This is a genomic window from Parafrankia irregularis (assembly GCF_001536285.1).
In the GTDB taxonomy this organism is placed as follows: domain Bacteria; phylum Actinomycetota; class Actinomycetes; order Frankiales; family Frankiaceae; genus Parafrankia; species Parafrankia irregularis.
The window spans coordinates 359,233-377,447 of the sequence record NZ_FAOZ01000003.1; the positions used below are offsets into that span (position 1 = coordinate 359,233).

Sequence of the window (18,215 nt, forward strand, 5' to 3'; positions counted from 1 at the left end):
CGACGTCACTCCTCATGCTCCGCCCACGTGGCGAGATGGTGCGTCCACGTGGTCCGCCTGTCGCTGTCGCTCCCCGCCCGGCCGTCTGGAACTCCTACCCGGTTCGGCCGCCGGTGCCACGTCCGCCGGGCACCCAGCGTCGTGCCGAGATGCTAGGAACGGCCCGGTACCCGCACCGATGTGCCAGAAGCACAAAAGATCCGGGCTACCAGCCCGGTGCGCCGGGTCCGCGTTACACGTTCCGGTCGCGGCCGCGACCGGTCTGGCCGGCTAGGCATCCCCGAATGTCTGAAGAGGTGCTTTTCGCCGATCCCGGGTATACATGGGCAGTGGACAACGGCTCGGCCGCGCCGGACCCGTGGCCAGCGGCGGAGCCGGTAGCGGCGGCGCGGGCCGCTGACGGCTGGCTGCTGCGAGGCCGCTGGATCCTGGCCAGCGAGCCTTCGGCCCCGGCGATGGTCCGCCGGCTGATCAAGGCCGCGCTGGCCGGGGACTCGTGGGCTGACGATCTTCGGCCCGACGTCGCCCTCATCGCGAGCGAGCTGACGGCGAACGCCTGGCTGCATGGCCAGCCACCCGTCGAGGCCCGGCTTTTCGCCGCCCATGAGGCCGTGCGCATCGAGATCAGTGACGGCAGCCCCACTCCCCCGGTGTGCCCGCCGGTCGGTGGGCAGGGGCTGACCGGCCGCGGCCTCGGGCTGGTCGCCGCCCTCGCCACCCGGTGGGGGGTCGACGGCGCCGGCGCCAGCGGCAAGGTCGTCTGGGCGGAGCTGGCCCGCGGGTGCGCCGACTCGGGCACCGCGCCGATCATCGACACCTCCATCGACGCCGACCCTTCCACGGCCGGGCGGACCAGCTTCAACGTCAGGCTCGGGGACGTCCCGACGGATCTCCTGCTCGCGGCGAAGAACCACGTCGACGGGCTGGTCCGGGAGTTCACCCTGGCCACCACAGGTGCGCAGGCCGGGTCGAGCGGGCCGCTGCCCACAAGGCTGGCCGAACTGCTGCGGATCGTGACCACCCGCTTCTCCGAGCCCCGCAAGGCGATCAAACGCCAGGCGCTGGCCGCCGCGGCGGCCGGCCTCCCGCGCACCACCCTGGACCTCGCCCTGTCGCCCCGTTCCGCGGTCGCGGGCGAGGCCTACCTCGCGGCGCTGGAGGAGATCGAGAGCTACGCCCGCGCGGCCCGGCTGCTGACCCTGCAGTCACCGCCGCAGCATGTCGCCTTCCGCCGCTGGTACGTCCGCGCGCTGGTCGACCAGCTGCGGGCGCTGGAGGGCGGCGGCGGCCCGATCACGACACCGAGCTTCGAGCAGTACCTGCTCAACACCCTCGACGCGGAGGTCCTCGCCGGCCGCGCAACCGAACGCGCGGCACGGCTGCAGCGGGTCACCGCCGCGCTGGCCAGCGCGACAACCGCGGAGCAGGTCGCGGACGTCGTCGTCTCCGAAAGTGTGACCGCCCTGGCCGCGTCGGGCGGCGTCCTGCTCGTGCCGGCGGATCCCGGCCACGCCGGGCAGCGCGGCGGTCAGGTGCTGATCCCGGGCGCGGTCGGGTACGGCGAGGAGCTGATGGCCCAGCTGCGTGCCGAGCGCCTCGACGACCGGCTGCCCGCCGTGGACGCGCTGCGCAACGGTCGGGCGATCTGGCTGGAGTCCCGCGCCGAGTGCTATCTGCGCTATCCGGATCTGGCCCGACTGGAGCCGTCGGTGGTGGCCATGTGCTGCCTGCCGCTGGTGGTCACCAGGCAGGTGCTCGGCGCGCTGCGCTTCTCGTTCGACCATTCGCGCCTGTTCGACGCCGACGAGCGGAACTTCATCGAGGCGCTGGCCGCGCAGACCGCGCTGGCGCTGGAACGAGCCCGCCTGTTCACCGCCGAGCGCCACGCCAGGGAGCGGGCCGCGTTCCTCACCGCCGCGAGCGACCTGTTCGCCTCGACGCTCGACTCCGGCCGGATCCTCGAACGCCTCCTGCGGCTGCTGGTACCGCGGCATTCCGTGGCGGCGGCCAGCTGGCGGATCCCACCGCACGGCATCTCGGCGTCGGTCCCGCTCGACGCCACCGTCGTCACGGCCGCCACCGGCGGGGCGGACGTCGTCCGGACGCAGGGCGTCCCACCACCGGGCCCGGTGGTGGCGGCGGCCGGGCGTGGCACGGTCGTCCGTGAGCCGACCACGGGCACGGTGGCCTTCCCGCTCATCGTCGCCGGGCGCACCGCCGCCGTCGTCGCGTTGGGCCGCGCCGGCTTCGCGGACGGCTCGGCAGGCGGCGCCGCGGACGGCACAGCCGACGACGCGGCGGGCAGCACGGCGGACGACGCCAGCCGGCCCGACCGCGCACCCGCCAGGCTTCCCGGAGGCACCACCTTCGCAGCCACCGCTTTCCCAGACACCGCTTTCCCGGGCACCGCCTTCCCGGACACCGCCTTCGCGGGCACCGCCGTGGCAGACACCGCTTCCGAGGACGAGGCGCTGGTCGAGGAGCTCATCCGCCGTGCGAGCGGTGCGTTCGGGAACGCGCTCCAGTTCGAGCGCGAGCGCGAGATCGCGGTGACGCTGCAGCGCAGCCTGCTGCCCCGACGGCTGCCGCGCGTCGCCGGGCTCACCTTCGCCTGGCGCTACCTGCCGGGCAGCGCGGGTGCGCTGGTCGGCGGCGACTGGTACGACGTTCTCGCCCTGGAGGGTGGCCGGGCCGCGCTCATCATCGGCGACGTCATGGGGCACGGGCTGCACGCCGCCGCGACCATGGGGCAGCTGCGCGCGACCGCGCGGGCCTACGCCCTGGACAGCTTCCGGCCCGCCGCCATCCTCACCGCGCTCGACGCCGCGATGAACCGCCTGGAGCAGGCGAGCATCAGCACCGTGACGACGGCCGTCCTCGACCCGCGCCGCCGGGTGCTCACCGTGGCCTCGGCCGGCCACCTCCCGCCGTTGCTGATCCCGCGTCGGCGGCGGCCCTGGTTCCCGCCCGTGGAGCCGGGGCCGCCGTTGGGTGCCGGCGTCGCGGACTACCCGGAGCTGGAGGTGCCGCTGGAACCCGGAAGCACCGTGGTGCTGTTCACCGACGGGCTCGTCGAGGACCGTTCCCGGCCCATCGACCAGGGCCTGGAGCTGCTCCGCCGCCACGCGGCGCCCGGGCTGTCGCCCGAACGGCTCTGCGACGGCCTGCTCGCCACCCTCGACCGGACCCACGGCAACGAGGACGACGTGGCGATGCTCGCCGTCAGCCTGACGGACGCCGACTGACCGCTGACCGGCCAGCCACGGAGCGGCCAGCCACGGACCGACCGGTCCGCAGGCTGGCCGCGGCTTCGCCTCAGGGAGCCAGGATCAGGCGCAGCGGGTTTCCCTCCTTGGTGTGCATGCGCCGGACCGCGACGCTCGCCTTGCCCAGCGGCAGGACGTCGGTGATGGAGCGGGAGAAGTCGAGCCGGCCGTGGTCGACCAGGTCGACCAGCCGCGGCACGACGTCGTCACCCGAACCGAAATGCCCCATGATCCGGTGCTTGCGGTAGCTGAAGGTCGTGCTGTCCCGCAGTGTCAGGGGCCGGCCGGACAGCCCGACGACCACCAGGCGGCCCTCCTCCGCGAGCACGCCCAGCACCTGGTCGTAGACCGAGGCGACCCCGGCGAAGTCGAAGGCCGCGTTCAGCCCGGCGCCCTCGGTGAGGAAGAGGATCTGGTCCTTGAGCGTCGGGTCGCGGGGATCGAGGGCGAGATCGGCGCCGAGCTCCAGTGCCCGTGCCCGCGCGCCGGGCACCGGATCGACCGCCACGAGCGGATAGGCGCACACGGCCCGGAGCAGCTGGATCGCGTGCGAGCCCAGACCGCCCACACCCCACACGCCGGCCGCCTCGCCAGGGCGAACCTGCGCGGTGTTGACGATCGCGCTCCAGGGGGTGGAGACGGCGTCCGGAATGATGGCGGCCTGCTCGAAGGGGATCGAGTCCGGCAGGGCGAAGATCGAGTCGACGCTGGCCAGCGCGTAGTCGGCCCAGCCTCCGTCGTAGTCGACGCCGCGGGTGTAGGTCTCGCCGTCCCTGATCTCGCCGGCCTGCAGGACGACCCGCTGGCCGATGGACCATCCGCCGACCTCGGGCCCGAGCTCCGCGATCGTGCCCGCGACCTCGTGCCCGATCGTGACGGTGTCCTCGGCGAGATGCCGCGGCCGGCCGAGCGATCCGTCGATGAGGTGGACGTCCGACATGCACACCCCGGCCGCCGCGACCTTCACCAGCACCTGCCAGGGCCCGGGCACCGGCCTGGGGACGTCCTCGATCGTCAGGGTGCGGCTGGGGACGTGGAGGCGGGCCGCCCGCATCAGGTCCACGGATATCTTCCTCCGAATCTTCGTCGAGGTGGCAGGTATGCGCCGTCGCCGGCCGAGTCCGTTCGCCAGGGGTCGTTCACTGCGGCGAACGCATGAATCGCACCCTCTCAACAGACGACAATTCCCCAACAGGACGCAGTGCGGCAACAGGCCATCGGCCCTTCGTGGGACCAGGTACCTGGATGATTTCATCTCCGCCGCCACGCCGGGCGCGCAGGTCCCCGTCCGGCCCGGCGGTGTGCATCAACGCACCGAACCCTTTTCTCCGGATCAGCTGCGACGACCGGCCCCGGGCATTCTCGTCGCATTGTCCCGCAATCCCGGGGCGCAGCCGTGGACCATCGTCCAACTTGTCCGTTTCACCCGATTTAATCCACTGTTTCCCTGTCCGGACGTCGCCTGGCCACACTGGCGGCATGTCCCGGTCCGCGGCGGCCCAGACCACCCCCCGGGCGCCTCGGTCACACCGGCCGGGCGGCGTCGCCGCCCACCGGGCAGGGTTGGGTACCGCCGGCAGGTAGGGTTATCAACTGCAAGAACTCGCCCGCCTCGTGGTGCCGGACCACAGCGGTGCGTTGATCGCGCACCGTACGCGTTGATCGCGCACCGTGCGGATGGACCACCTCGGCCGCCGAAGCGGCCGACGCAGAGAAGGTCGACGAGGGTGGACGAGCCGAGGAGAGCACGCAACCGCGAGCGGGTGGTGCCGCGGGAGAAGCCGCAGCGCATCGCCGACGAGCTGCGGCGGCTCATCATCCAGGGCGAGCTGGCGGACGGCGAGTCCCTCGGGCACGAACCAGACCTGGTCGCCCGTTTCGGTGTCTCCCGCCCGTCACTGCGCGAGGCACTGCGCATCCTCGAGGCCGAGGGCCTGATCTCGGTCAAGCGCGGTGTCCTCGGCGGCATCGTGGCGCACCGGCCCAACCATCGGATGACCGCCCGCACGGCCGCCCTGGTCCTGCAGGCACGCGACGTCCCGCTGGCGGACGTGTACGAGGCGCGCAGCACGCTCGAACGCTTCGCCGCCCAGATCGTCGCCGGCTCCGACAGCCATCAGGAAGCCGCCACCGAGCTGCGCCGGCTGACGGCCGAGCAGCTCGAGGTCATCGACGATCCGGAGCGGTTCGGTCAGGCCAACTCGCGGTTCCATGCCCGGCTGGTCGAACTGGCCGGGAACCAGACGCTGGGCATCGTCGCGGAGATGCTCAACGAGATCGTCGCACGCGCCGTCGCCGCGGTGAGCCACCCGGAGGACGGTGGGGACCCGCTGGAGTCGGAGGAGACGCGCCTGCGCGGCCTTCGTTCCCAGGCCCGTCTCGCGGCACTCGTCGAGGCCGGCGACGCCTCGGCGGCCGAGAGGCACTGGGCGGAGCACATGGCGGTCGTCGGGCGGGTCCTGCTGGCCCACCGCGCGAAGACCGTGATCGACCTGATGCAGCACGAGTACTGAGCCTTCTCCGCGGAGAAGGCTCAGCGAGTGCCGGGTCGGTGGCCACGGCCGTTCGCGCGGCCGAGCACGATCGCGGTCGAGAACGCTACGACGTGCCGTCGGGGGCCCAGAGGATGTTACGGGTCCTCAGCATGGTGACGACACGTTCTCCGTGCTGTTCGAGCAACGCGACGAACGCCGCTTCGGCACTCGCGCCGTCCCGAGCCTTCACCGCCCGGTAGACAGCGGAGATGCCCTTCTTCTGCGGCGTGATCGTGCCCGGGACGAGCGCGAAGAAGTTCCCCGGCACGATGCCCATCATCAGGCGGCTCATCGCCTTGAGCCGGGGCGAGGCCGCCAGCGCGAAGATCTGCCGGAGAAACACCTCGTTCGCGTCGAGCACGACCTCCGGGTCGGTCGCCGCGTGCAGCGTACGCTCCGCCGCCCGCAACCGGCCGATGCCCTCGTCATCGCCACGCTCGGTCGCACGCGCCGCCGCGAAACCGTAGAGCATGCCGAGGATGCCGTAGTGGTCACGGACCGAGTTCTCGTCCAGACCGTGCACGAAGGCGCCGCGGTGCAGCTCGTTGGTCACCCAGCCCTCACGGTCGAGGACGATGATCGCCTCCCGCACCGGAATCCGGCTCACGCCGAGCTCCTCGGCGATCTCGTCCTGGCGCACATGATCACCCTGGCGCAGCACGCCCGAGAAAATCAGGTTGCGGATGTGCTCCGCGACCTGGGTACCGCTGCTGCGGCGATCAATCGCCGGGCGGCGGCCGGACGCATGTTCCGCGACGGGCGCCGACGGGACTCGGCCATGGGCAGGTATCGGGGGGCTCCTTCTCGTCATCCGGCGCTGACGCCAGGCACCGGATCTCTCCACGCCGCCCAGCGCAAGACTGAGACAGCCTGCCAATCGTATCCAAGCTACGCACCGCACCGGCCCAGGCCCGCGCTGGTCAGCGCCGATCCGCACCGGTCGGAGACAAAGCTGAGACACAGACGGACACCGGAAGATCCGGTGAGGCTGGAAAGGGTGGTAGGGTCCCCGACCGGCCGGTCACCCGGGTAACCGGCCGGGCCAGGCGAGCGGCGGGCCGGCCACACCAACCAGCTCCGCGGTCGCCGAGAAGTCGACCGGAACCTCGATCACATGCACGCCGGGCTTCGCCAGCGCCGCCGCGAGCCGATCACGGTGTTCCTGCGCCGAACGCAGATCGCCGTCATCACCCCAGATCTCGACCACGATCGTTCCTGGGGCACCAGCCGCCCGGTCAAGCAGTGTGCCGGTCACGCCGGTCGTGGGCAGGGCGTCGACCACGGCCACGGCGGACCCGCCCGGCCGGGACGCCGCGCCGAGCGCACCGGCCAGCGCCACGCCCGCCGAGCCGACCGGTGGCACCCGGACACTGCCGAGCCGGGTCGTCGGCAGCGCCCGGGCGACCCAGAGCGCGGCATGGCCGGGCTGCGTCCAGACGGCGGCGCCGTCCGGCAGCATCTCGGCGATGTCGGCGGCGGCCCGCGCGGGGTTCAGCGGCCCGGCGGTCTGCTGGTAAAGCGGCTGCACGACCGCGGCCAGCTCCCGGTAGAGCCGCGGACGCTCGCCGCCGGCCTGGACACCGGCCCCGCCGCGTGGGCGCAGCGCGGCCGGGGCGCCCATCAGCTCCTCCGGTGCCAGCTCGAGGATCTGATCCGGCCGCACGCCCGCGGCCCGCAGCAGGTCTGTCGGCCACTCGTCGGCGTCGAGCCCCACGGCGACGACGAGCCCGGACCCGCTGGCGCCGGCGAGCGCCAGGTCGAGTTCCTGCAGGCCACCGGTCCCCAGGTGGAAGGGGCTGTCCCAGCGGAACAGGCCTTTGGCCGTGAAGGTGTTCAGCACACCCAGGCCGGTGCGCTCGGCGAACGCCCGCAACTGCTCGACGGCACCGGACCGGATCACGCCCCGGCCCGCGAGGATGAGATCGACCGGCGGGACAGCGCCCGTGTCGTCGGGGGTGACGGCGCTCGCACCGGCCGGGAAACGGGCCGCGAGGCCGGGGTCGGCCCACAGCCGCGGCACGCCGGGCTGGTCCGCAAGCGCGCCGCCCGTCGCGGATGACGCGGCCGACGCTGGTAGTACGGCCCCTGCGGGTGATACGAGCGGCTGTGGTGGCGCGGCCGGGTCGAATCCGAGCCGGACGGCGATCACGCCCAGGCCTCGCCGGCGGGCCTCGGTAACCTCGGCGACGACATCCGCCGGTGAGGAGACCGGCGTGGGCCGCGCCGCCGCCGTGACGGGGCGCGACACCAGGGTGAGCACATCGCCGTCGAGCACCGCCCCGAGGCCGCCGCCCATCGTGCCCTCGGCCTCCGCGACGAGCAGCGCGCTCGGCAGATCGGAGGCATCCAGGCATGCGACCCCGGCCTCGCCGCCGCCCCCGAGCGGCGGCCCGCCAGGCGTGCAGGCCAGGACACCGACACCCAGCCGTGCGAGCAGATCCATCAGTGCCATGCCACCTCCACCGATCGCTGCTAGGATAATTTATACAAAATCAGTGCCGACGGCACACCCAGTCCAGGACGCCGGGCGGGCGCCGGCGAGCTCCAGCCAGGGGAGGAACCACGATCAACAAGACGTCACAGATCCTGCCATCCTTCCTCCCGATCCGCCCGGCTCGGCTGCCGACCGATCCGCAGCGGTGACAGCGGAGCATCCCGCATGAGGAACCTGTGTCGCGACTCGCTGGCATCCAGCAGCCGGCGGTGCCACTGGCCCGCGCCCGAGCTCCGGTCCAGCGTGGCCTTTTCGAGGTCGGCCCACTCCGCCCAGCTCGGAATAGCCCAGAGCAGCAAGCATTCGGCATCATCCGCCATGGCGGTGTGGAATGCGCCGACCAGCTGCCACCCATGTTCGGTATAACACGGAATCGCCTCGTCCGCGACCACGGAGAGGAATTCCGGTGCAGTGCCCCGCGGCACCCTGATCATTTCATGCGCGTACAGCTCACCGCGCACACCGTCGGCACAGAGCTCGGAAACGGTGCGGGTCCAGGGGGCCGGAACGAGGATCCGGTCGAATCCGCCGCTGCGGTACTCGGCCGCCTCCAGCCACCATTTCTCGAGCTTCGGGTCCTGGAACGTGGCGCTGGACGTCTCATGCTGCAGGCCGGCGGCCAGCCCGTCGAAGCCGTCCTCCTCCCACAGGTTCACGACCTGCGGCCACCGGCCCGTCGTGCCGACGACGCCCCAGACCCCGTAGCAGAGCTGATTACGCTCCTCCTGCGCGATCGGGCTCCAGTTCGCCGTCATGTGGTGGACGTAACGGGCCCTGTTCGAACCCTTGATATCAATGAACTCGTGCGTGTAGACCTTGGTATTCACGGATCACGCCCTCCCGGCCTCCCGAACGGGGCCAAAGCATGCATCAGACGGTTCCGACAGAATAACTGGTGTCCTGTTCTGATGGCTAGTACCGTTTTCGCGATAACCACCGGCCACCTTGGCCGTCCGGCGACACCGAACATTCGGGAGGTTCGATGACCTCGTCGTTCAGCACGGAACTCGAAGAACTACGCTCAGCGGTCCGGTCGTTCCTCGACGACACCACCGGGGAGAACGCGGTCCGGGCGTACCTGGGCGCCGCCGAGGAATTCGACCGCACCGCGTGGTCGGTCCTGGCCGAGCAGCTCGGCCTGCTCGGGCTCGCCATTCCGGAGGAGTACGGCGGCGCCGACCACGGATTCACCGAACTGGCGGTGGTGTTCGAGGAGATGGGCCGGGCCCTGTACGGCGGCCCGTTCCTGGCCACCGTCGCGGCGGGCCAGGCAATCCTGCTCATCGGGGACGCCGCGGCCAGCGCGGACCTACTGCCCGCGATCGCCTCCGGCCAGACCGTGGCCACCGTCGCCGTCGCCGAGCGCGACGGGCGGTGGGAGGAGGCCTCCGTCCAGACCCGCGCGACCCGCACCGGTGACGGTGCCGATGCCGGCGGAGCCGGCTGGCGCCTCGACGGCACCAAGATGTTCGTGCTCGACGGCTGCGCCGCGGACCTGATCCTCGTCGCCGCGCGCACCGACCGCGGTGTCGGCCTGTTCGCCGTCGACGCCGCGACCGCTGGCACAGCCGTTGGGTTGCGGCGCACCCCGCTGGCGACCCTCGACCAGACCCGGAAGCAGGCCCGCATCGACCTCGACGGTGTCGAGGCCCGGCTGATCGGCGCCGAGGGAGCCGGGTGGGCCGCGGTCGAGGGCACCTACCAGCGTGTTCTGGTCGCGCTCGCGGCGGAGCAGGTCGGCGGCGCGGCCCGGGCCCTGGAGATGGCGGTGGACTACGCCCGCTCCCGGTTCCAGTTCGGCCGGCCCGTCGGCTCCTTCCAGTCGATCAAGCACAAGTGCGCGGACGTCCTGATCGAGGTCGAGTCGGCCCGTTCGGCCGCCTACGCGGCCGCGGCGGCCGCCGCGACCGACGACCCGGAGCTGCCGCTGCTGGCGAGCCTCGCGGCCGCCTACTGCACGGAGGCCCACCTGCACGCCGCGTCGGAGAACATCCAGATCCACGGGGGCATCGGCTTCACCTGGGAGCACCCGGCCCACCTGTACTTCAAGCGGGCGTCCAGTGCGCGGTTGATGTTCGGGGACCCGGCCTACCACCGGGAGCGGGTCGCCCAGCTCATCCCCGAGTGAGCGGACGGCACGCCGCCGCGTTGGTGAAGCTCGCGCCCCACCAACGCGGCAGAACCCCTGGTTTCGACCGGGCGAGCGCGAAGATCTGAGGATCTCGGTCGTTCCAGCAACCAGAATCCTCAGATCTTTCTCGGCAGCAGCGGCGCCGCGCCAGACGCCAGGCGGCAGCTATGCGGGGATGCGCTCGAAGATCGCGGTGATGCCCTGCCCGCCGCCGATGCACAGGGTTTCCAGCCCGTAGCGGACCTCACGGCGGTGCATCTCGTGCAGCAGCGTCGCGAGGATCCGCCCGCCGGTCGCGGCGACCGGGTGGCCGAGCGAGATCCCGGAGCCGTTCACGTTGAAACGGTCCCAGTCCGCGGCGCCGAACCCCCACTCGCGGGTGCAGGCCAGCACCTGCGCCGCGAAGGCCTCGTTCAGCTCGATCAGATCGATGTCCGAGAGCTTCAGGCCGGCGCGCTCCAGCGCCTTGGCGGTCGCCGGCACCGGTCCGATGCCCATCCGCGACGGCTCCACGCCGGCGGCGGCCCAGCTCACCAGACGGGCCAGCGGACGCAGCCCAAGCCGCTGCGCCGCCTCCGGATGCGTCACCACACACGCCGACGCCCCGTCGTTCTGCCCGCTGGAGTTCCCGGCGGTGACGGTCGACTCCGGGTCGGTGCGGCCCATCACCGGCCGCAGCCGGGCCAGTGACTCGAGGGTGGTGTCCGCGCGAGGATGCTCGTCGGTGTCCACCACCGTCGCTCCGCCGCGCTTCGGCACGGAGACGGGGATGATCTCCTCGGCGAACCGGCCCGCGGCCTGCGCGGCGACGGCCCGCTGGTGCGAGCGCAACGCGAACTCGTCCTGCTCGGCACGCGGGATCCCGTACTCGCGCCGCAGGTTCTCCGCCGTCTCGATCATCCCGCCGGGTACCGGGTGGTTCTCGCCACCGGCGGTGACCCGCCCGCGGGCGAGCGCGTCGTGCAGGGTCAGGTTGCCGCCGCGCGCCCCCCACCGCAGCTCGGTGGAGTAGAAGGCCGCGTTGCTCATGCTCTCCGCACCGCCGGCGATGACCACCTCGGCGACGCCGGTCTGCACCTGCATCGCGGCCAGGGCCATCGCCTGGACCCCCGATCCGCACCTGCGGTCGAGCTGCAGGCCGGGGACGGTGATGTCCAGGCCGGCGTCCAGCGCGACGACACGGCCCAGTGCCGGGGCCTCCATCGTCGGGTAGCAGGAGCCGAACACCACGTCGTCGACGTCCGCCGAGCCCAGACCCGTCCGCTCCAGCAGCCCGCGCACGACCGCCGCGCCGAGCGCGTGCGCACTCAGCGGCTGCAGTGCCCCGCCGTAGCGGCCGACCGCGGTTCGAACCGGCTCGCAGATCACCGCTTCACGCATCACACACCATCCCGATCACTCACGCCGCCGTCCATCCGCTGACCTGCCCGCCCGTATGCCCGCGCCCGGGGCGCGTTCGCGGGCCGTCCGGGCTATTCACCCACGGGCGGGGTCTGCGGCGCGAGTTCCACCCAGCGCGGCTCGCGCTTCTCCACGAAGGCCTGCGGGCCCTCCGTCTGGTCCGGATGTCCCCATACGGAGACCAGTTCGTCGGCGCCGTTGCGGCAGGCGTCGGTCAGGCCGCTCTCCAGCGCGCCCCACAGCGCCCGCTTCGTCGCCGCCATCGCGGCCGGCGAGTTGCGCGCGATCGTCTTGGCGAGCTCCCCTGCGCGTTCCCGCAGCCGCTCGGGCTCGACGAGCTCGCTGACCATGCCGAGCTCGTAGGCCCGCTGCGCCGACATCCGCTCGAACCGGCCGACCAGCGCCATCCGCATCACCGGCTCGAACGGCATCTTGCGCAGCAGCGCGATGTTCTCGAACGCCACCACCTGGCCGGCTGACACGTGCGGGTCGAAGAACTGCGCGTCGGACGACGCCAGCACGATGTCGGCGTCCGCCACGAAGTGGAACCCGCCCCCGGCGCACAGGCCGTTCACGGCGGCGATCACCGGCTTGCGCACCTTCTGGTGCCAGGCGGTGAAGTGCAGGTCCAGCTTCTCGACGGACTCGCGGTAGCGCTCCATGCCCAGCCCGTCGGTGGCGAGCTCGGTCATGTCCACGCCGGTCTGGAACGCCCGTCCCTCACCGGTGTGGACGATCACCTTGACCGCCGGGTCGGAGTCGAGCTCGGTCCAGGCGGTGGCGAACTCGTCCCGCATCCGGCTGCTCATCGCGTTCAGCTGGCGCGGCCGGTTGTTGATCAACCAGCCGACCGGCCCCCGGCGCTCCACAATCAGGGTCTCGTAGGACGAATAGCTCACCGATGTGCCTCTCTCACGGGCGGTCCGGGCTCGGCCCACCGCGGCTCACGTCGCTCGGCGAAGGCCGCTGGGCCTTCCAGCTGGTCGGGATGGCCCCACATGCCCATCAGCTCGGCCGCGCCGGTGACGCAGGCGTCCGACAGGCCGGACTCCAGCGCGCCCCACAGCGCCCGTTTCGTCGCCGCCATCGCGGCCGGCGAGTTGCGGGCGATGGTCTCGGCGAGCTCCTGCGCCCGCTCCCGCAGCCGCTCGGGCGGATCGACGATCTCGCTGATCATGCCGAGCTGGTAGGCGCGGGCGGCACCGATCCGCTCGTGCCGGCCGGCCAGCGCCATCCGGGCGATGGTCTCCGCGGCCATCCGCCGGCTCAGCGCGATCCCCTCGAACGCCGTCGCCTGCCCGACCGACACATGCGGGTCGGTGAACTCGGCGTCCGAGGCGGCGATCACGATGTCGGCGTCGGCGACGAAGTGCAGGCCGCCGCCGGCGCACAGCCCGTTCACCGCGGCGATGACGGGCTTCGCGACCTTCGTGTGCCACGCGGTGATCTTCAGCTCGGCTCGGCGGGTCTGCCGCGAGTGCTCCCGCAGCGCCGCCGGGTCACGGCTCAGCTGGACCACGTCCAGCCCGGTCTGGAAGCGCTCACCGGCCCCGGTGTTGACGATGACTCGGACCGCGGGATCCGCGTCCAGCTCGGCCCAGGCCGCCGGCAGCGCCGAGAGCATGGCGGCGTCCATGGCGTTGCCGACCTCGGGCCGGTCGAACACGAGCCAGCCCACCGGCCCGTGCCGTTCCACCAGCAGCCCCGATGACACCCGTCAGCTCCGGGGGACGTCGCGCCAGGGCTTGCCCTGGTACGGGTCGGGCTCGCGGGGCAGGCCGAGCACACGCTCGGCGAGGATGTTCTTGTTCACCTCGGTGGTGCCTCCCTCGATGGTGTTCGCGCGGCTGCGGAGCATGCCCCGCACCTCGTGGATGAGCGACTCCGCGTACTGGGCCGCGACCGCGTCGGCATCGGTGCCAGCACCAGCTCCGGCGCCGCCGTCGGCACTGGCGGCGGGCCCCGCCTGGACGGCCGGGCTCTCCCAGGCCGCGCCGGACGCCCCGAGGATCTCGACGGCGAGCGCCTGCATGCGCTGGTTGAGCGTGCCCTGCTGCACCTTGCCGATCGAGCTCTCCGGCCCCGGCGCCAGGCCGGCCCGCAGCCGCTGGCGCACCCGCTCGTTCGTCCAGCCCCGGATCCGTTCCTCGGTGTAGAGCTTCACGATCTCCTGGCGCATCACCGGGTCGTCCCAGCCACCCGGCAGGCCCTGCGCGCTGACCTTGCGCGCCAGCCGGATCAGGCTGGCGATACCCGAGCCGCCGATGCGGTCCACGCCGCCCGACCCCGCGCCCGACACCATCTGCCGCTCACCGGACAGCGTCGCGCCCGCCACCCGCCAGCCGTCGCCGACCCGGCCGATCCGCTGGCTGTCGGGGACGACGGCCTCGTCCAGGAAGACCTCGCAGAAGTCGACCTCGCCGGTGATGTGCCGCAGCGGGCGGACGTCCACCCCCGGCTGGTGCATGTCCAGCAGGAAGTAGGTGATCCCGGCCCGCTTGGGGACGTCCGGATCGGTGCGGGCCAGCAGCACGCCGTAGTCGGCACGGAAGCCCCAGGTCGTCCACACCTTCTGGCCGGTGATGATCCACGAGTCACCCTCGCGGACCGCCCTGGTCGCGAGCGACGCGAGATCGGAGCCGGCGCCGGGCTCGGAGAACAGCTGGCACCAGAACTCCTCGTTGCGCACGATCGGGGGCAGGAAACGCAGCCGCTGCTCCTCGGTGCCGTGCGCGAACAGGGCCGGTGCCGCGTTCGACAGGCCGAGCGGGTTGAGCCGGCCCAGGTTGAACGGACGCAGCTCCGCGTCGACGACGCGGGCGAGGTCGGGCGCCAGGCCCAGCCCGCCGTAGGCCGGCTCCCAGGTCGGCGCGACCAGCCCGGACCGGCCGAACACCGGGTACCACCGCTCGTACTCGTCCCGCGAGCGCACCAGCCGGATCGCCGCGGCGCCGCCGCGGCGCCCGGCCTCCTGCCAGGCGGCCGGGACATGCTCGGCCACCCACGCCTGGACGGCGGCGCGGACCTGCTCCGCGTCCGGCGACGGCGGGAGCTCCAGCCGCCCGTCCGCGCCCGTGGACGTCCGCGGGCCCTCCACCATCTCGTGCTCCTTCACCATCGGTAAATGCTCGGGTGCTCAGGTGTTCAGGTGCCCGGCTGCTCAGGTGCCTGCTGCTCAGGTGCCTGGGTCCGGTCCGGTCCGGTGCCTAGCGGCCGCTGAAGCGTGGGCGCCGCTTCTCCCGGAAGGCGCCGAGCCCCTCCCGGAAGTCCTCGCTGCGTGACGACAGCTCCAGCGCGAACGCCTCGTTGCGCAGCTGGTCGTCCAGCTCGGCGGTGGCACCGGCGGCCAGCAGCCACTTGGTGAGCCCGACCGCGACCGTCGCGGCTCCCGCGAGCTCCGCCACGATCTCCTCGACGGCGCCGTCCAGGTCGGTGGCCGGGACGGCCCGGTCGACCAGGCCCCACTGCGCCGCGTCCGCGCCGGTGACCTTCTCGCCGAGCAGCAGCATCCGCCGGGCCCGGACCTCCCCGACGCGGCGCTGCAGCAGCCAGCTCAGGCCGCTGTCGGGGGTGAAGCCACGATCCGCGAACGGCGCCCAGAAGGTGGCGTCGGCCGTGGTCACGGTGATATCCGCGGCGAGGGCGAGAGCCAGGCCGATCCCGGCGGCCCAGCCCCGCACCGCGCATACGACCGGCGTCTGCACCGTCTGGACCAGCGGGATGAGCCGGTGGGCGGTGGTCGGCAGCCGCCGCTGGATGCTGCCCGCCCGCGGCCGGACCGCAGCACCACCGTTGCCGTTGGCGCTGCCGCTGCCGTTGGCGCTGGGCTTCGCGTTGCGGGCGATGATGTCCGCGCCGCCGCAGAAGTGATCCCCGGCGCCGGACAGCACGATCACCCGCACGGACTCGTCCTGGCCGGCCGCCTCGATCTCGTCGATGAGCTGGCGCATCATGGCGTCGTCGATCGCGTTGCGCTTGTCCGGCCGGTTCAGCCGCAGGCGCAGCACCCCGCCCTCGGCGCTGACCACGAGCCCGCCGGCGGTGTCACTCATTCGGCGAACCGGTCGATGATGGCGTCGAGCGTCTCGGTGAGCGTGGTGGCGCCGCCGGGTGGGTCGGGCAGGACGACCGGCCCGCGCTCACGGCTGGGCAGCAGGATGGTCGCCGACCCCGGGGTCGTCACGGCGCCGCGCTGGTTGGTCGCGGTCAGCTCGACGTCGACGGCGGGGCGGTCGCCCTCGGCGAGATAGCGCCGGGTCACCGTCCCGCGCAGCCACTGGGTGTCGCCGACGTAGTTGAACGCCCGGAACTCGCAGCGCAGCTTCCACAGCCAGGCGTCGTCGCCCATCCAGTCCGTGCACAGGTGGATGAGCCAGGTCTCGCGCATCCGGCCGTAGTCGAAGGTGGTCGGGTTGCCGGAGCGCCGGGCGTACTCGGGATCCCAGTGGACGCGCTGCAGCACGTCGGGGATGTTCAGCTCGTCGCGGTGGTAGAAGCCCGGGATGCGCCTGCGGTTCTCCACCGCGAGCCGCAGCGGGACCACCCCGTAGAGGCCCATGCCCATGCCGACGTGCCAGCAGACGATGTCGGTGACGGTGAGCGGGCCCTTCACCATGGGGCCGAGCTCGTCCCCGACGGCGACGTCCTCCCAGTAGCGCGGCAGCGCCCCGCGGCGGGTCTCGGCGGCGGCGGCCTGCTCGATCTCGGCGATCTGCTCGTCGGTGTAGGGCGCCGGCTCGATCGCGGTGTACTTGCCACGCGCGCGGGCCTTCGAGCGCTCGGTACGGATCATCATCTTGTACTGCCCCGACAGCGGCCCGCCCGCGGCGTCGGCGAAGACCTGGCCGGTCCACTCGTGGATGGCCCGCCCGGCGAACTCGCTGACCTTGTCGTGCACGCCGACCAGGGCGTTGCGCCGACGCACCCGGGTGCCGGGCCGCAACGGAGCCCACCATTCGCGCACACTGGCGGAGTAGAAGGCGTGGACGCCGCGCAGCGGGTCGCCCTTCATCAGGTCGCGCCGGTCGGCGGGCACCTCGGCGACCTCGTCCTCACCGATCAGCGTGTCCCCGCCGACCAGGGGCGGCGGGGCGATCAGGCCCTGCCAGCGGGTGCCGGCGGCGTAGTCCTCCTCGGCGTAGAGCGGGTTGTCGTCGCCGTACGCAGTGGCGACGTGCCGGAAGGCGTCCGCGCCGGGCAGCCGGTAGTGCGGCGGCCTCGGGTTCGGCTCGGGCACGCCGATACGCGCGCGCAGGCGAGCGACGCCCTCGTCGGTGATCACCCCGCGCGGGCGCCGCGGCGCCGGCTCCGGCGGGGCGGCGCCGGTTGCGGCGGCGGCCTCGGCGTCGGCCCGGGGCTCAGCCTGGGGATCGGCCTGGGGCTCGGATTCGGAGCTGGTACTGGTCGCCATCTGCCAAGACCTCGCACTCACCTGGGCTGCCTCCGTTCGTCGGATCACCGGCTCACCCCGCAGGCACCTGCCGGCCACGGGGACCGGCACAGCGGGAACGGGCCGAGCGCCGCCCGGCAGCCATCCAAGGATGATGGATATTGTATATATCAAGGCTTCGCGTTGCGCGACCATCCGGAACACGGCACGCGAAGGTCGACGGCGGTTCACCGCGGGTCCGCCGGGCCGCCACCCACCGGGGCCGCCCCACCCGGTCAGCCCTCGGCAGCCGCCATGGACTCGATGACCGGCACCACGGCCCGCCGCAGGTAGTCGCGCAGCACCGGCTCCGACCCGGTCCGGCCGCTGTCGAACATGAGCAGGGACAGCAGCCAGCGCACGATCGTCTCCACGATCTCGTCCAGATGCTGCTCGAGCCGGGGGTCGTAGTCCACCACCGGCGCGATGATCGGCCTGGCGATCGCCAGCGCCTCCACGGACAGCGCGTCGGTCGCGTCCCACGCCGGGCCGATCCCCATGATCGGCCGCAGCGCCGGCTCCGCGCGGAACTCCCGGCGGACGGCGACCAGCGCCTCGACCGCGAACTCGCCCGCCGTCGTGGCACGACTGCGTGCGGTGACGGCGACCCGCTCGGCGATCTGCGCGCCGACCCGGCCCAGTGCCGCCGAGACCAACGCCTCGCGGGTGTCGAAGTAGGCGTAGACAGTCGGGCGGGACACCCCCGCGATCGTCGCGACCGCGCTGATCGACGTCCGCTCGACGCCACGGCGGCGGATACACGCCACCGTGGCGTCGAGAATCTTCTCCCGGGCCGGGACGGACCGGTCCGCCGGCGACGCGGAGTGGTCGACGGGACCGGGCGCACGGCCGGACCAGGGCGCGCGCCGTGTGCCGGCGGCGGCCTGGGTCTCGGTCTTGGACTCGGTCTCGTGCGCGGGTTCCACCCGTCTCCTCCCAGGCTCCGGCGAGCCTATCGCGC

The 18,215-nt window shown here is 72.7% G+C and carries 15 protein-coding genes; 4 read left to right on the top strand and 11 right to left on the bottom strand.

The window, feature by feature from the left end:
• Positions 1–284 precede the first annotated feature (284 nt).
• Entirely contained in the window at positions 285–3,245 is a 2,961-nt protein-coding gene (locus AWX74_RS06450; RefSeq protein ID WP_226930857.1) for an ATP-binding SpoIIE family protein phosphatase, read from the top strand.
• A 70-nt stretch (positions 3,246–3,315) separates the two neighbouring features.
• On the opposite strand, the gene AWX74_RS06455 is transcribed toward AWX74_RS06450, so the two are convergent.
• The gene (locus AWX74_RS06455) at positions 3,316–4,320 is read right to left on the bottom strand and encodes a zinc-binding dehydrogenase (RefSeq protein WP_226931703.1); all 1,005 of its coding nucleotides are present in this window, start codon (positions 4,318–4,320) and stop codon (positions 3,316–3,318) included.
• Positions 4,321–4,993: 673 nt separating this feature from the next.
• Here AWX74_RS06455 and AWX74_RS06460 point away from each other — a divergent pair.
• A complete protein-coding gene (locus AWX74_RS06460) occupies positions 4,994–5,779 on the top strand; it encodes a FadR/GntR family transcriptional regulator (RefSeq protein ID WP_054567526.1) in 786 nt (261 codons plus the stop codon).
• An 85-nt stretch (positions 5,780–5,864) separates the two neighbouring features.
• Here AWX74_RS06460 and AWX74_RS06465 read toward each other — a convergent pair whose 3' ends face one another.
• Complete coding sequence (locus tag AWX74_RS06465) at positions 5,865–6,524, bottom strand: GntR family transcriptional regulator (RefSeq protein ID WP_091272954.1); 660 nt, start codon at positions 6,522–6,524, stop codon at positions 5,865–5,867.
• Here AWX74_RS06465 and AWX74_RS42410 point away from each other — a divergent pair.
• Positions 6,484–6,621, top strand: coding sequence for an MYXO-CTERM sorting domain-containing protein (locus tag AWX74_RS42410; protein WP_397313019.1), 138 nt, complete (start codon positions 6,484–6,486; stop codon positions 6,619–6,621). The genes AWX74_RS06465 and AWX74_RS42410 overlap by 41 nt on opposite strands.
• Before the next feature lie 200 nt (positions 6,622–6,821).
• On the opposite strand, the gene AWX74_RS06470 is transcribed toward AWX74_RS42410, so the two are convergent.
• Complete coding sequence (locus tag AWX74_RS06470; protein ID WP_091272628.1) at positions 6,822–8,252, bottom strand: hypothetical protein; 1,431 nt, start codon at positions 8,250–8,252, stop codon at positions 6,822–6,824.
• A 125-nt stretch (positions 8,253–8,377) separates the two neighbouring features.
• Positions 8,378–9,121, bottom strand: a complete 744-nt coding sequence (locus AWX74_RS06475) for an NIPSNAP family protein (protein WP_091272631.1) — start codon at positions 9,119–9,121, stop codon at positions 8,378–8,380.
• A gap of 155 nt (positions 9,122–9,276) precedes the next feature.
• Here AWX74_RS06475 and AWX74_RS06480 point away from each other — a divergent pair, with 155 nt between their 5' ends.
• Positions 9,277–10,422, top strand: coding sequence for an acyl-CoA dehydrogenase family protein (locus AWX74_RS06480; RefSeq protein WP_091272634.1), 1,146 nt, complete (start codon positions 9,277–9,279; stop codon positions 10,420–10,422).
• Between the two features lie 168 nt (positions 10,423–10,590).
• Here the strand turns inward: AWX74_RS06480 and AWX74_RS06485 are convergent, their stop codons facing one another.
• From AWX74_RS06485 to AWX74_RS06515, 7 genes are all read right to left on the bottom strand, one after another.
• Positions 10,591–11,805 carry an acetyl-CoA C-acetyltransferase gene (locus AWX74_RS06485; protein ID WP_091272636.1) on the bottom strand — a complete coding sequence of 405 codons (1,215 nt, stop codon included), beginning with the start codon at positions 11,803–11,805 and terminating at the stop codon, positions 10,591–10,593.
• A 92-nt stretch (positions 11,806–11,897) separates the two neighbouring features.
• The gene (locus tag AWX74_RS06490) at positions 11,898–12,725 is read right to left on the bottom strand and encodes an enoyl-CoA hydratase/isomerase family protein (protein ID WP_091272638.1); all 828 of its coding nucleotides are present in this window, start codon (positions 12,723–12,725) and stop codon (positions 11,898–11,900) included.
• On the bottom strand, positions 12,722–13,540 hold the full coding sequence (locus tag AWX74_RS06495) for an enoyl-CoA hydratase/isomerase family protein (RefSeq protein ID WP_091272641.1): 819 nt from the start codon (positions 13,538–13,540) through the stop codon (positions 12,722–12,724). The genes AWX74_RS06490 and AWX74_RS06495 overlap by 4 nt, the downstream gene beginning before the upstream one ends.
• A 3-nt stretch (positions 13,541–13,543) precedes the next feature.
• A complete protein-coding gene (locus AWX74_RS06500; RefSeq protein WP_207550261.1) occupies positions 13,544–14,926 on the bottom strand; it encodes an acyl-CoA dehydrogenase family protein in 1,383 nt (460 codons plus the stop codon).
• Between the two features lie 106 nt (positions 14,927–15,032).
• Positions 15,033–15,878 (bottom strand): enoyl-CoA hydratase/isomerase family protein, encoded by an 846-nt coding sequence (locus AWX74_RS06505; RefSeq protein ID WP_091272644.1) that lies wholly within the window; start codon positions 15,876–15,878, stop codon positions 15,033–15,035.
• Complete coding sequence (locus tag AWX74_RS06510) at positions 15,875–17,236, bottom strand: hotdog family protein (RefSeq protein WP_207550263.1); 1,362 nt, start codon at positions 17,234–17,236, stop codon at positions 15,875–15,877. The genes AWX74_RS06505 and AWX74_RS06510 overlap by 4 nt, the downstream gene beginning before the upstream one ends.
• A gap of 254 nt (positions 17,237–17,490) precedes the next feature.
• On the bottom strand, positions 17,491–18,180 hold the full coding sequence (locus AWX74_RS06515; RefSeq protein ID WP_091272646.1) for a TetR/AcrR family transcriptional regulator: 690 nt from the start codon (positions 18,178–18,180) through the stop codon (positions 17,491–17,493).
• Positions 18,181–18,215 lie beyond the last annotated feature (35 nt).